This window comes from Sphingobacterium spiritivorum (genome assembly GCF_016724845.1).
In the GTDB taxonomy this organism is placed as follows: Bacteria; Bacteroidota; Bacteroidia; order Sphingobacteriales; family Sphingobacteriaceae; genus Sphingobacterium; species Sphingobacterium spiritivorum_A.
Genome location: NZ_CP068082.1, coordinates 353,367 through 366,978, shown reverse-complemented (window position 1 = coordinate 366,978; position 13,612 = coordinate 353,367). Strand labels below are relative to the sequence as shown.

General features: G+C 40.5%; 11 protein-coding genes. 8 read left to right on the top strand and 3 right to left on the bottom strand.

The features are described from left to right. The first annotated feature begins 25 nt into the window (after window positions 1-25). Window positions 26-475 (top strand): DUF3060 domain-containing protein, encoded by a 450-nt coding sequence (locus tag I6J03_RS01680; RefSeq protein WP_003007785.1) that lies wholly within the window; start codon window positions 26-28, stop codon window positions 473-475. Window positions 476-546: 71 nt separating this feature from the next. On the opposite strand, the gene I6J03_RS01675 is transcribed toward I6J03_RS01680, so the two are convergent. Beyond that, window positions 547-897 (bottom strand): iron chaperone, encoded by a 351-nt coding sequence (locus I6J03_RS01675; RefSeq protein ID WP_003007784.1) that lies wholly within the window; start codon window positions 895-897, stop codon window positions 547-549. A 117-nt stretch (window positions 898-1,014) separates the two neighbouring features. Here I6J03_RS01675 and I6J03_RS01670 point away from each other — a divergent pair, with 117 nt between their 5' ends. The 4 genes from I6J03_RS01670 to I6J03_RS01655 all read left to right on the top strand — a co-directional run bounded on the left by I6J03_RS01670 (window position 1,015) and on the right by I6J03_RS01655 (window position 6,487). Then, the gene (locus tag I6J03_RS01670; RefSeq protein ID WP_201694103.1) at window positions 1,015-2,592 is read left to right on the top strand and encodes a Na+/H+ antiporter; all 1,578 of its coding nucleotides are present in this window, start codon (window positions 1,015-1,017) and stop codon (window positions 2,590-2,592) included. Between the two features lie 54 nt (window positions 2,593-2,646). Beyond that, on the top strand, window positions 2,647-3,405 hold the full coding sequence (locus I6J03_RS01665) for a sensor histidine kinase (protein ID WP_003007774.1): 759 nt from the start codon (window positions 2,647-2,649) through the stop codon (window positions 3,403-3,405). After that, entirely contained in the window at window positions 3,383-4,087 is a 705-nt protein-coding gene (locus tag I6J03_RS01660) for a LytR/AlgR family response regulator transcription factor (protein WP_003007771.1), read from the top strand. The genes I6J03_RS01665 and I6J03_RS01660 overlap by 23 nt, the downstream gene beginning before the upstream one ends. 123 nt (window positions 4,088-4,210) lie before the next feature. After that, window positions 4,211-6,487, top strand: coding sequence for a cation:proton antiporter (locus I6J03_RS01655; protein WP_003007765.1), 2,277 nt, complete (start codon window positions 4,211-4,213; stop codon window positions 6,485-6,487). 417 nt (window positions 6,488-6,904) lie between these two features. Here I6J03_RS01655 and I6J03_RS01650 read toward each other — a convergent pair whose 3' ends face one another. Continuing rightward, a complete protein-coding gene (locus I6J03_RS01650) occupies window positions 6,905-7,618 on the bottom strand; it encodes a DUF2071 domain-containing protein (protein ID WP_003007762.1) in 714 nt (237 codons plus the stop codon). A 12-nt stretch (window positions 7,619-7,630) separates the two neighbouring features. After that, a complete protein-coding gene (locus I6J03_RS01645) occupies window positions 7,631-8,272 on the bottom strand; it encodes a CatB-related O-acetyltransferase (protein ID WP_003007760.1) in 642 nt (213 codons plus the stop codon). Between the two features lie 215 nt (window positions 8,273-8,487). Here I6J03_RS01645 and I6J03_RS01640 point away from each other — a divergent pair, with 215 nt between their 5' ends. From I6J03_RS01640 to I6J03_RS01630, 3 genes are all read left to right on the top strand, one after another. After that, window positions 8,488-9,057 carry an RNA polymerase sigma-70 factor gene (locus I6J03_RS01640; protein WP_050767788.1) on the top strand — a complete coding sequence of 190 codons (570 nt, stop codon included), beginning with the start codon at window positions 8,488-8,490 and terminating at the stop codon, window positions 9,055-9,057. 109 nt (window positions 9,058-9,166) lie between these two features. Next, complete coding sequence (locus I6J03_RS01635; RefSeq protein ID WP_003007757.1) at window positions 9,167-10,180, top strand: FecR family protein; 1,014 nt, start codon at window positions 9,167-9,169, stop codon at window positions 10,178-10,180. A 166-nt stretch (window positions 10,181-10,346) separates the two neighbouring features. Further along, on the top strand, window positions 10,347-13,604 hold the full coding sequence (locus tag I6J03_RS01630) for a SusC/RagA family TonB-linked outer membrane protein (RefSeq protein ID WP_232279721.1): 3,258 nt from the start codon (window positions 10,347-10,349) through the stop codon (window positions 13,602-13,604). The last annotated feature ends 8 nt before the right edge of the window (window positions 13,605-13,612 follow it).

Genomic DNA, 13,612 nt, shown 5'->3' with positions numbered 1-13,612 from the left:
AATAGTTATCAAAACCAATTTACAAATGAAAAAAATCACAGCAGTACTTTGTTCAATGACCATGTTATTGGGCGCAGGTGTATATGTCAAAGCGAACGACAATACAGACGGATTGAGACATAGCATGGTTCAGAAACAAGGAAAAGAAATCAAAGTGTCCGGTAAAGGAAATACCCGTACGATTAAATGTACAGGAACGGAAACGGTAAGTGTCGAAGGAATGGATAACAAAGTTACCATAGTAGGCAAATGTGCCAAATTAGAAGTGGAAGGTAAATCAAATACCGTAAAAGCTGAAAAAGTAGGCAAGATCTCTGTAGAAGGTGCTGAAAATATGGTCAATGCAGATCAGGTGGAAACCATATCTATAGAGGGTATGAAAAATCATGTTCACTATAAAAAATCATCCAATAAATCAGGAGATGCTGATGTAACTACAGAAGGCATAGATAATATGGTAATGAAAATGAAATAATACATTTTCTGTATTAGAGATCCGAAAAGGAAGATTGCTCCGTGAATGTAAACGGTCTGTCTTCCTTTTTTTTATTTTGCCTTTCCGGCATTCTCTTCCATCCGGAAAAGGACGATACGTTTTATCAGATCCAGAGGCAGAGGTCGGTCATGCGGAAACTGAACAGATCCTTTGCCTTGCTTATAGGACGCCAGTTCCTTTTCAAAAGCTATGTTACCATTTGGAGTAGCATAGAAACCTATATGCTGAGGATAACCTGCAAAGTAGACTAAAGGCTTCCCTTTATACTTATAGGAAGGCATCTTGTAAGCCATTCCTTCAGCCAATTCCTCACTGCAGTCTTTTATGAGTTTTCGGATAATTGTCAGTCTTTCACTAATCTCTTTGGGAAAGGAGGCTATGTATTCTTCAGCGCTTATCATAATTAAGGTTTTTTCATGCTTGATATAGTTCTAAAATAATAAAAAAAATCTGTATTCAACTTTTCAAAATGTTATTTTGGTACAGGATTTCACTGACACAGAATAGTTTCTAAAGATATGCTTCATCATTTTCCATTTTATCTCAGCCTGATTGTGATCATTATCTTTCTGATCATGCTGGCAAACAAAGTAAAAGTAGCTTACCCGATTTTTCTGGTATTGGCCGGATTAGCGATCAGCTTTGTGCCGGGAGTTCCCGTGATCAGCATTGATCCGGAGCTTATCTTTATTATTTTTCTTCCACCCTTATTGTATGAGGCAGCATGGAACACTTCCTGGAAAGAATTATGGCGATGGAGGCGGATTATAGGGAGTTTTGCCTTTTTAATAGTTTTTTTAACAGCAACGGTTGTTGCACTGGTGGCTAATTATATGATTCCGGGATTTACTATAGCCCTGGGATTCTTATTGGGAGCCATTGTGTCTCCTCCGGATGCAGTCAGTGCAGGAGCAATACTTCGTTTTGTAAAAGTACCCAAGCGCCTGGCATCTATTCTGGAAGGTGAGAGTTTGCTGAATGATGCCTCCAGTTTGATTATTCTGAGATTCGCATTGATAGCAGTAGGTACGGGACAATTTGTGATGCATGAGGCCGCTTTGAGTTTTGTGTGGATGGTGCTCGGAGGAATAGCGGTAGGAGTCCTGATCGGTTTTGTCTTTTTCAAGGCACATCGGCTGTTTCCTACAGACGTGAATACTGATATTGTATTGTCTCTTGTGGCTCCCTATATCATGTATATTGCAGCGGAATCGATCGAAAGTTCAGGAGTCCTGTCTGTAGTCAGCGGAGGATTGTTTCTGGCAAACAGAAAGCATCTTTTCCTGAGCAATAGCAGTCGCCTGCGTGCGGAGAATGTATGGGAATCCTTATGCTTTATACTGAACGGCCTAGTTTTTATGCTGATCGGTCTGGATCTGCCGGAAATAACGGCGAATCTGAATGATGTCAGTATCGGTACAGCTATTGGTTACGGAGTATTGATCACAGCTGTACTGATAGTCGTACGTATACTCTCCGCTTACGGAGCAGTTGTATTTACGCTGATTGCCAGAAACTTTATTACCGTTGCTGATAGAAGAAGTCCGGGGGTAAAGGGGCCGTTTATATTAGGCTGGGCAGGAATGCGTGGCGTAGTATCTCTTGCGGCTGCACTTTCTATACCCGTTTATTATAATGATGTATTATTACCGCAACGCAATCTGATCTTGTTTATCACTTTTGTGGTTATTCTGCTGACATTGGTGCTTCAAGGACTTACATTGCCTTATCTTATCCGTAAAATGAATCTTGTAGATCAGGATAATCATCTTCCGGAAGGAGAAGCTTATCTCCAATTGTATAAACGGCTGGCAGAACAGAGTCTTGTACACCTGAAAGAAAATTATGCGGAAGAACTCCGGCAGCAACAGGTGCTGCAACAACTTGCCCGCAAATGGGAAGACAGCCATCAGCTTCTCGAAAACGAAATTATGGCAACGGAATGTAGAGTCGTATATGTCAGTATGTTGAATAAGCAAAGAGAGTGGCTGAGAGACTGGAATAAGGATTACACTATTGATGAAGAAGTAATCCGAAAACATTTGCATCGCCTGGATCTGGAGGAAGAAAAGATGAAATTCCTGGCTACAGAATAATTATTTTTATAAAACAAGGGCAATAAGGCCGGAATTATTTGATATTTTTAGAAAATGGATATCTTTTATTCTCCGTTATTGTATCTTTTTGTTATTCTGGTACTGATTGCTGCCATTGTGATACTTATTATTCGTAATAAACGTCAGCAGGACCATTTCAGGACAATCGAACAACGTTACAAAGACCTGGAGAAGAAAGTGGATGGATTTCAATTGAAAAATCTGGAAGCAAAACTTCAGCCGCATTTATTCAAAAATATACTTAACTCTGTACAGTCTCATGCCTATCAGACTTATTATACATTGGATAAGCTGGCTACGGTACTGGATTATGTGCTGTATGAAGCCCGGGATGAATTTGTCTCTGTGCGACGTGAAATAGATTTTGCAAAAAGTCTGATCGATATCAATAAGATCAAAGTAAGTCCGCTTTTTGAAATTAAAGTTAAAACCAAAATAGCCGGACAAAATCCCTACTATGAACAAAAACTGATTGTTCCGATGATTTGCCTGGATCTTATCGAGAATGCCTTTAAACATTCTGATCTGCAAAGTCCGGATGCCTTTATTTCCTTCTATTTTGAATTGTCGGAGGAGGGAATATTTGGGATTACCGTATCCAATACATCCAGCGAGTTGAAACCTCTGAGTAAGCAGGCTGGCGGGCTGGGGATGGAAGCATTTGAACAGCGACTACGGATATTGTATAAAGACTGTTTTAAACTCGAACGGTTTCTGGAGGGAAATATTTATACAGCTTACCTTAAATTAGACCTTAAACAAATTGAGCGTGCTAAAATGTATACTACTTGATGATGAATTGCCGGGGTTAAAGTTTCTGAAACTAATTACCGAACAGATGGAAGAGCTGGAGATTGTAAGGACCTATAATGATCCCGCAAAATTACTGCAGGACGCAGGTGAATTGCAATTTGATCTGTGTATCATGGATATCGAAATGCCTGTTATCAATGGTTTGCAGATCGCAAAACAACTGTCGGACAAAATGATTATTTTTGTGACAGCATATTCTGAGTACGCTGCGGATGCTTTTGATCTGAATGTGGTGGATTATGTCCGCAAGCCTTTAAGTAAAGAAAGGCTGCAGGTAGCTATCGATAAAGCTGTAGCCCGCAAACCCCGGGAAAATGAGCTGGCTCCCATCAATTTTAATACAGATCAGGGAAAATACTTGCTTCATCTTCAGGAAATAACACATATTCTCAATTCCAGAATCGATGGACGTGATAAGGATGTATTCCTGCGCAATGGCGAATCTATCTGTATTAAGAACGTCAATTTTGCGAAATTAGAAGAGTTGCTGCCCGAAAAGAATTTCTGCAGAATCAATAAAAAAGAATTAATAGCATTGGATATTGTACGGTCCTATACACATAATACCATAAGCTCAATACCGTTGAATTCGGGTGTATCGCTTACCTTTCAGTTGTCCAATACCTACCGTCAGGCTTTTCTATCCAAAATAAGAGATTGATTCATTTCATTTTTTTTTAATTTCATTACATCTTGTTTCAAGGCATAAAATCATGTCTGTAAAAATTGGCATCTTGCAAAAAAAAACAGGGCTACTTTATAGCATTAACGGAAAATCAGATAGATGAAAAGATTTAAGAATACATTTTTTTATGCCGGAGTGATCGGAATCTGTGGATTGCTGATGTACGTGACTTATCAATTGGGATTAGATAAACAGGAGGGAAGGCATTTTGAGACGATAGGTACAGGTAAAGGACATTGGCCGGAGTTTCTGGATACACTGACACACAATCTTCAACATCCTCTGGCTATTCTGTTGGCCCAGATTATAACCATTATTGTTGCAGCTCGTTTTTTTGGATGGATTTTCAAAAAAATTGGTCAGCCGTATGTTATCGGTGAGATCATAGCAGGTATCGCGTTAGGCCCTTCATTTTTCGGATCATATTTTCCGGAATTCTCCGCCTTGTTGTTTCCGGTAGAGTCATTAGGCAATCTGCAGATGCTAAGCCAGGTCGGATTGGTCATGTTTATGTTTGTGATCGGGATGGAGCTGGATTTGAATATTTTACGCAATAAGGCACACGATGCAGTCGTGATCAGTCATGCCAGCATTGTGATTCCATTTTCTCTGGGGATGGTTCTGGCCTATTTTATATACCTGGATTTTGCTCCGGAACATGTAGAATACCTATCCTTCAGCTTATTTATGGGAATAGCAATGAGTATTACTGCATTTCCGGTTTTGGCCCGTATCGTACAGGAAAGAGGGATACAAAAGACACGGTTAGGAACCGTAGTATTGACCTGTGCTGCTGCAGACGATATCACAGCATGGTGTATCCTGGCTATTGTGATCGCAATAGTAAAGGCCGGTTCGTTTGTCAGTTCGCTGTATGTCATCGGATTAGCCGTAGTGTACGTATGGATTATGATCAAACTGGTAAGACCCTTTCTGAAAAGGATCGGTGATCTGCACGCACAGCGCGAAAGCCTGGGTGCACCTATAGTTGCTATCTTCTTTATCGTACTGATCATATCTGCATATCTCAGTGAAATAATCGGCATACATGCCTTGTTCGGGGCTTTTATGGCAGGAGCGATTATGCCGGAAAACAAAAAATTCAGACATATCTTCATTGAGAAAGTAGAAGATGTCGCTCTCGTATTATTATTGCCACTCTTCTTTGTCTATACAGGGCTTCGTACACAGATCGGTCTTTTAAATGATATCGAGCTTTGGAAAACCACAGGCTGGATTATTCTGGTCGCTGTGGCCGGTAAATTTATAGGAAGTGCTTTGGCTGCAAGATTTGTAGGACAGAACTGGAAAGACAGTCTTACAATCGGAGCACTCATGAATACAAGAGGATTGATGGAACTGGTCGTGTTGAATATCGGATATGATCTCGGAGTCCTCTCTCCGGAAATATTTGCCATGTTGGTAGTAATGGCTTTACTGACAACATTTATGACCGGACCTGCACTCGATTTTATCAACTGGGCCTTTCGTAAACAGACGCAGATCGCTCCGGATTATATTTCAGACAAAACAAAATACAACATCCTCTTATCTTTTGGTAATCCCGATACAGGAATTTCATTGTTAAGACTGGCCAACAGTATGACCCGTAAAAACACGCAACTCAACACGGTGACTGCACTGCATCTGTCAGCAGACAATATGTTGCCTCAGTATGACTGGGAAACAGAGGAAAAAGAAAGTTTTGCTCCTTTAATCACGCTTTCAGATGATCTGAAGCAACCCCTGACCACACATTTTAAAGTATCTAACGATATCAATGCAGATATCGTGGATATTGTGAATGAAGGTAACTATGACTTGTTACTGATAGGGGTAGGGCAGTCTATTTTTGAAGGAAGCCTGCTCGGTAAGATATTAGGTTTTACCACCCGTTTTATTAATCCCGAACGTATTTTTAACCAGATGTCCGGGAAAGAGCAAATCTTCTCTTATGCTGCATTTGACGACAGAACATCCTCCATACTAAGTGGAAGTGAGGTCTCCGTTGGCGTGTTGATCGATAAGGGGCAGACTGTGTTTAATAAAATATTGGTTCCGGTATTCTCTGATGAAGATTCTTTTCTCGTAGACTATGCCAAGAAATTCATTACCAATAACAATTCACAGGTCGTTATCCTGGATGTACAAGGAATCTTACGTGATAATTCGTATGTAAAAGAAGCGGTCAGAGCTATAGAACATATTGCATCCAACCATATCAGTCTGATGCATGAACGGGTGATTGATAAGAATTTTGTGGCGGAGCAGCAGTTGATGCTCGTCAGCCTGAAGAGTTGGAAAAAGCTGGTTGAATCCAAAAGTGTGTGGCTTACAGATGCACCTTCTACACTTATTATTAAACATAAGCCTTGATAATCATCAGGCGACATTATTATATACTATAAGAAGTCCCATAGGACATAATAAATTATTGCTCTACCTGTCTAAAACAAACAATAGAGGTTGTATCATAGTTGTATGATGCAGCCCTTTGTTTTTTTAATGAGGAAAGGTTCTTTCAGCGGTTTCTCTCTCTTTTTGAAGGAGAGGTGCCCGCAGGGCAGAGATGTTACTAATAAGTTGATAAAGTTACAACTTATGTGCTTCTATAGTTAAGAACCTATCTGTATGGCATACTGTTGGTGTGGACACCAACAGACGCTTCAGCTGCGTTTGTCGGTGTCCACACCGGCAACATTATACAGGTACAAGCATCGCTGTGCTAATGCATGCGCCAGAGAAATGACAAAAGTTAAACCAGATTAACTTACCTTAAATATGAAATGTGATTTACTTTGTTTTTACTGGTAAAGAGTGCCATTCATGCTCTATATTTTCCATTAAAATTGCATTATCAAAAGAAATACTGTTTTTAGGAAATATATGCTCATCTTCAAAAAAGCTGGAGGATACATGTTCTACTTTAAGAGGTTTTACTTTCCATTGATACGTATGAAGTCTTAATCCGTCAAAACTTTTCCCATTCGGAGAATATCCATCACAACCCTTTTCAAAAAAATCAGCTACTTCATTCAGTGTGCCGAATATCGAATCCTTAGTAAAGGTGTCAGAAAGCGCTGCAGAGATGGATACAGAAGTCTGATCTGAACTTAAGATGTCAATATGATAAGCATGCTGTTTTTCTTTTACATCAAACGTTGCAAGATGATGCTTTCCCGGAAATATTCTTCCTCCGACTATTGCATTTATTCTTGAAGAAGTGTCCCGTCTTGGGATATACACTCCTTCATTTACAATACCTTCTTCATCCCATTCCACAGCAACCCTATGGGCAGCATTTTCGGATCCGATGCCCAGAAAATCAGGTATTCCTTTCGGTTTTATGTGTTTCAGTCGAATCAGACATATACCGACAATCGCTTTTTTTTTATAAAGCTTGGGTCTGAAAGGGCTCGGTAAGATACCTGATACAACTTCAGGGTCTACAGTATAATTGATCAGCAACCTTCGCTCAATAAAACCATGTATGACAGGTATTTTCATATTGCATGTGTATTAGTCCTTATATTCTTTCTCTGCTTTCACCAATTGATCGATATCATGAGCACAAATGTAAGATTTCAGTGTCTCAAACTTTTCTTCCGTCCAGGAGTACAGTTGCATTTCTAAAAGTTGTGCTATGGTTTCTTCCGGGAACCTGTAGCCGATCAGTTTTGCAGGATTACCTCCGACAATGCTGTAAGGTGCAACATCTTTGGTCACAATAGCTCCTGCAGCGACAATAGCTCCTTCACCAATGCGAATACCCGGCATAAGTACAGAGCGTATTCCAAGCCACGCCCCGTCATCAATATGTGTATCTCCTTTTGTTTTATAAGACTCTTCCAATGTTTCTACAAAAGGATATAAGCTGAACCAATCCGAACGATGAGTGTTATTACCGCCCATCAGGATAATGACTTCTGCACCGATACATACATAATTACCGATATAGAGCTGGTCGATTTTCCACTGGGGTTTCCATGTTTTCAGACTATAGGCATCCCCATAGAGATAGCGCACTACAGATTCTTCAAAAGATCCTGTCCATGCAGAACTGTAATAACTTTTGGTACCCTTAATATGAATATTGGTATTGGTTACAGTTTCATGCAGATATTCGACTATAGACCAATGTTTTTGTTTCCCTTCTTTCATGATATAGTATTCAGATCAACTACGAATATACCCATTATTCAGTGTTTGGAAAGGGAAAAGAAGACAAGGCAAACAGAATATTATTTTTATTCCAGGGTCGATTAAAGTATATAATTGTAAAATTGCAGACTAAACTTTCCTTATTTTGATATAATTTAATCTTTTTAGCGCTGTTGTTGATTGATTTTAAACAATTGTCTATTTTTGTTTTGATTATGTCAACAGGGAAAAGGTCGGATGAAAATAAATCACGTGATATGTATCGTGCAAAGGAAGAAGAACCCTTGCGATTGTTATTCAATGATGTTTTCTATACCTATGAAAAGGCCCTTTTCAGATTAGCGCTCAATACCTGCAAAGATGAACATGTCGCACATGATATTGTGCATGATGTATTTCTGAAACTCTGGGAAATCCGTCAACAGCTCCATGAAATCAAATCGATAGAATCTTTTCTGTTTACGATGACCCGTAATAAAATTATGGATCACCTCCGTAAAGTAGCATCGGATGCGAGACTGAGACAAGCTATTTTGGAATCTATGCAGACGATTGTTGATCAGCATCCGGCTCCGGTAGAATACAAAGAGTATAAAGAGATACTGAGAAAAGCGGTAGACAATCTTCCTGAACAACGTAAAGCTATCTATCTGATGCGGGATGAAGGATATAATTATCAGGAAATAGCCGATGAATTTGACATCTCCAGGCATACTGTGAAAAATCAAATCTCAGCCGCAATGAAATCCATTCGTAAAGTTCTTTCTAAATTTCTTACTTTCTGATAAAAATATCTTGCTGTATTACAGTTTGTTATGGTTTTATTGTTGAAAAAGTTACGCTTCGGATAGGACACTTTCCGTTTAGCTACGTCTTTATTTAGAGACACACCATATGAAGACACGTATTCGTTATTTGCTGCGCCAATATTTTTATAATCATGCTACTCATGAGGAGCTTGTTGAGTTTTTCGATATGGTTCGTAGTGCGCGATATGATGACGAATTATCTGTATTACTTAAAGAATTATATGAGGAGCTGAAGCGTGAAGATCCTTCCCTCACTTTTGTTGATACCGAGGGTAATCTAATGGAGCTTCCGGATAAGGAAACTGTTGATTCAACACATGTTAAAGTATCCAGCAGATCTTCCGTAAGCAAATGGGCTGTCAGTCTGTCAGCGGCTATTGTTGTTTTATTGTTTTCATGGGGAGCTTACCGGATTGGGGAGTACACTGAAAACGGAAGTTCAGAAGAATATGTGCAGGTCATCAAAGAAGCTGCTAATGATGAAAATAAAGTGCTTCATCTGGCCGATGGTACTACGGTATGGCTGAATGGCTCGTCCCGTCTGGAGTATCCACAGGAGTTTGAAAAAGATAAACCCAGAGAAGTTACACTGATCGGTGAAGCCTATTTTGAAGTTCATAAGGCTGTAGACTGGCCGTTTATAGTGCATACCGGATCTGTCCGGACAACCGTAGTCGGGACACAATTCAATGTGAAAGCATATCCTGGTATGAAGGATGTGATGGTCGCTGTCAAAAGTGGAAAAGTAAAAGTCAGTAAAAATGATAAACTACTTGCAGTATTGCAGAAAGATCAGGAACTAAGAGTTCCGGTCGTGGCTTCAGCACAGCAAGGCAAAGAACATATCCTTACCGATAAGATCGCAGGTAACTGGAAAGAAGGTTATCTGGAATACGAAGACGAAACCATAGAATCTGTACTTCTCGATCTGCAACGCATCTATCAGATAGAAATAATATTAGAGAAAAAAGAAATCGCTAATAAGGATATCACCTTATCCGTACGTAAAGATAGTGGGGCTTTACAGGTGCTGGATATCTTGTGTGCGCTTACAGAAAGCAGACTGAAAACAGACAATAAAAACTATATCATTTATTAACACCTAAATAAAAACCGCATATGAAATAAAAAGACATATAAAGAAATTAAGCCATCCCGGCTGGTCCCCGAAGATGGCTCATGGATTCAATAAACAAGTTACGTCATACTAAATCGTTATCAAAATTATGCATTTAATTCCAAAAGAGTGCAATGGGAGATTATTAATGAAAATATCCTTACTGGCCCTTATATTGACATGTGTCACGACCTTTGCAGCGTATAGCTCTAACGCCCAGAATCTACGGGACGTAAAGGCTTCTCTGCCATCAGAGACACTCAAACTAAAGGATGCACTTCGTCAGCTGGAGAAGCAGACGAAAATCAGATTTACCTATATGAGCAGTGATATTAACCAGAAAACTGTTCGCACAAATGGTAAGAGTTCCAATTTGGCTGATATCCTTCATGATCTGCTGCAAAACACAGATTTGCAGTATCAGGTCATCAATCAGACTGTTATTATTAAAAAAGAAAATTCTACTGTAAACAATATCGAAAAATACACAGGCAACTCCCGGCAACAACCTATAAAAGGGTATGTTTTCGATGAAAAGGGGAACAAACTGGCGGGAGTTACCGTACGGTTGAAAGGAACTAATCTGGTGACATCAACCAACGGAAACGGTTATTTTGAGCTCTCCGGAGCAAATACAAGCCAGCCGGTGCTGATCATTTCCTACATCGGATATCAGCTGCTTGAACAAGCCTATACACCTACTTCTGCAGAAGGAACAGAACTTCGCCTTCAGCCGGATCTGGGAAATCTGGATGAAGTGACGGTGATCGGTTACGGTACTACCAGTAAGCGTGTGAGTACGGGTTCTACAGCCGGTATTTCCAGTGATGTTATACAGCGCGCGCCTGTCAATAATCCTTTAGAAGCATTGCAGGGACGTATTGCAGGACTTGAAGTCAACAGTTCTAATGGATTGCCCGGAGCTTCCTTTAATGTGAGATTAAGAGGGATTAATTCCTTGAATGAAAATGCAAATGCCCCTCTTTACATTATCGATGGAGTACCGTATTTTTCGGAATCCTTAAATGTATTTACCGGAGATAATGGTTCGCAAAGTCCGCTGGCAGCTATCAATCCTGCAGATATCGAGCGTATAGATGTACTGAAAGATGCAGATGCTACCGCAATATATGGATCAAGAGGAGCTAACGGAGTCATATTGATCACCACTAAAAAAGGAAGTTCAGGCAAAACACAGGTTAGTTTTAATGCCTATACAGGAGCAGGCAAAGTATCCAATAACCTGGAAATGCTGAGTACTGCAGAATATCTGGAATTACGTCGTGAAGCTTTTGCCAATTCCGGTGGCACTCCTGATCCGGAAACTCCGGACCTGTTCAAATGGAGCCAGACAGAAGATCAAAACTGGCAAAAGCTGCTGATGGGAAACACGGGCAAACTGACAGAAGCCAATTTCTCGGCTTCGGGAGGCTCTGAGCTGACCACATTTCTGATAAGCGGTACATTTCGGAACGAAACTACCGTACAACCGGGCGACAACGGATATAAAAAAGGTGCAGGAATGCTTTCCATCAACCACCGCTCGAGCAACAATAAGTTTTCCATATCTGCTACAGCAAACTACACAGGCGATATGAATGATGCGCTGGCTACAGATATCAGTCAATATTTCAATCTATCACCGAATCTGCCGATTTATGATGAAGTAGGCGATTATTACTGGTATGGCAATATTCAGAACCCTTATGCCTTTCTGGACCGTAAATCAGAATCCCGCAACAAAGCGCTATTGTCAAGCGGAACTATACGCTACAGTCCGTTGAAAGGTCTGAACCTTTCTGCTACGATTGGTTATAACCATACTGCCCTTGATCAGTTGCAGATGTATCCCAAGAGAAGTTTTAATCCGCAGAACTCTACGGTAAGCATGTCTTACTTTGGCAACAGCAGTATCTCTTCATACAGCATCGAACCGCAGGCCAGTTATGTATATCATCTGGGAAAAGGTACGTTTGATGTTCTTGCCGGAACAACCTGGCAGCAAAGTGTACGTGATGGCCAGTTCTTACAGGCAGAAGATTTTACTTCAGATTCACAACTGGATAATATCAATGCTGCTGTGACGATCCGTCCCCGCAAATTCAATTATTCGAAATACAGATATCAGGCTGCTTTTGCACGTGCTACCTACAATTATGACAACAGGTATATTCTGAATGTGACCTTTCGTCGGGATGGTTCATCCCGCTTCGGTCCGGACAAACGTGTCGGAAACTTCGGTTCTGTCGGTGCGGCATGGGTGTTTACAGAAGAAAACTGGCTTAAAGAAGCCGTTCCCTTCCTTAATTTTGGAAAGTTACGCGGAAGCTACGGATCTACAGGTAATGACCAGATCGGAGATTACGGATTTATGGACAGCTGGAGTTATCTGAGTTATCCTTATGGCGGAGTGGCGGGTTTATATCCGACACGTGTTGCCAATCCTACATATAGCTGGGAGAGAAACCGTAAACTGGAAGGAGGGCTTGAACTGGCTTTCTGGAACAGCAGATTGACCTTAAATATCAATCATTACTACAATAAATCTGACAACCAGCTTATCAATTCTACTTTATCTCCGCAGACAGGATTTTCCGGTTATACCGCCAATATGCCAGGTATAGTAGAAAACAAAGGGTGGGAGTTTGAAGTCGGGTCTACCAATTACAGAACGGATGATTTTGAATGGAAAACAAATGCCAACCTAACCATTTCACGCAATAAACTGGTTGCTTATCCAGGTCTTATAGGTTCAGGAGAAGAGGGCCGGTTTGCTATTGGTCAACCATTGGATATTGTATTCGGTTTTCAGTTTACAGGAGTAGATCCGCAGACCGGTCTTGCACAGTTCGCAGATTTGAACGGAGACGGAAAAGTGGATAATAATCTTGGAGATCAGTATGTAATGGGAACACATCTTCCTAAGTTTTTCGGTGGGTTGAGTAACAGCTTCCGGTATAAAAATCTGGATGTAAGTTTTCTTCTCCAGTTTGTAAAACAAGAAGGAGAGATGCTGAATTTCGGATATATGTCTCCGGCAAGTCTGGGTTCACTGGCCAATTTTGATAAATCAGCACTGCGTCGCTGGAGAAATCAGGGCGATGTGACAGATATTCCACGGGCTGCAGCTTTAGCAACTGACGACGGGTATAAGTCATATAATACCTTTTACAGACATTCCGATGCACAATGGGGAGATGCTTCCTTTATCCGCTTAAAGAATGTAATGGTCAGTTATGATTTTACTTCATTACTGTCAGCTCTCAAGACACAGCGTATCAGTCTGTATGCACAGGGGCAAAATCTGTTTACCATTACCGGATATGATGGTTTTGACCCGGAGACAAGAGGCTACGTAGTACCTCCGTTGAAATATTATACTTTAGGCATTCGTTTCACTTATTAATTACGACC